This window comes from Streptomyces shenzhenensis (assembly GCF_021462265.1).
GTDB lineage: Bacteria > Actinomycetota > Actinomycetes > Streptomycetales > Streptomycetaceae > Streptomyces > Streptomyces shenzhenensis.
Genome location: NZ_JAJONF010000153.1, coordinates 1 through 1282 on the forward strand (window position 1 = coordinate 1; position 1282 = coordinate 1282).

A 1282-nucleotide genomic window follows, 5' to 3' on the forward strand; every position below is an offset into this window, starting at 1 on the left:
CCCGCGGTCGTCCCGTGGGTGCTGTCCGCGAAGACACCCGCCGCACTGGCCGACATGGCCCGCCGGCTCGCCGACCACACCGAGACCCACCCCGAGCTCACCCCCACCCAGATCGGCAACTCCCTCCTGCACCGGGCCCGCCTCGAACACCGCGCCGTCGTCATCGGCACCGACCGAGAAGAACTCACCCGCGGCCTCACCGCCCTCGCCGACCACACCCCCGACCGGTCCGTCATCACCGGAGACGGTCAACCCACCACCGGCAAACTCGTCTTCGTCTTCCCCGGCCAGGGCACCCAATGGGCCGGCATGGGCGCAGGCCTCCTCGACACCTCACCCGTCTTCACCCAAGCCATCCAAGCCTGCGAACAAGCCCTGAGCACATACGTCGACTGGTCCCTGACCGACGTCATCCGCCAAACCCCCCACGCACCCACCCTCGACCGCGTCGACGTCGTCCAACCCACCACCTTCGCCCTCATGGTCGCCCTCGCCCGCCTCTGGCAACACCACGGCATCACCCCCGACGCCGTCATCGGCCACTCCCAAGGCGAAATCGCCGCAGCCCACATCGCCGGCGCCCTCACCCTCCAAGACGCCGCCCGCATCGTCACCCTCCGCAGCCAAGCCATCGCCCGCCACCTCGCCGGCCACGGCGCCATGCTCTCCATCCCCCTCCCCGCCCACCACATCACCCCCCACCTCACCGACGGCCTCCACATCGCCACCCACAACGGCCCCCACTCCACCGTCGCCGCAGGCGACCCCACCGCCATCAACACCCTCCACCACAAACTCACCCACACCGGCATACGAACCCGCCTCATCCCCGTCGACTACGCCTCCCACACCCCCCACGTCGAAACCATCGAAGAAGAACTGAGGCAACTCCTCGCACCCATCACCGCCCGCACCCCCACCACCCCCATGTACTCCACCACCGACCGCGACTGGATCACCGACCCGTCCCTCAACGCCGAGTACTGGTACCGCAACCTCCGCCAACAAGTCCACTTCCACCACGGCATCACCACCCTCACCGACACCGGCCACCACACCTACATCGAAATCAGCACCCACCCCGTCCTCACCCCCGCCATCGAAGACACCGACAACACCACCGCCATCCCCACCCTCCGCCGCAACCAACCCGAACCCCTCACCTTCCACCACTCCCTCGCCCGCCTCCACACCACCACCCACCACACCCCCCACTGGCACCTCCCCACCACCCCCCACACCCCCCTCCCCACCTACCCCTTCCAACACCAGCACTACTGGC

At 68.7% G+C, this 1282-nt stretch carries 1 protein-coding gene; it reads left to right on the forward strand.

Annotated elements, in window-relative coordinates:
• A partial coding sequence (locus LQ326_RS47180; protein WP_234545379.1) for an acyltransferase domain-containing protein occupies positions 1–1282 on the forward strand: 1282 nt, incomplete at both ends.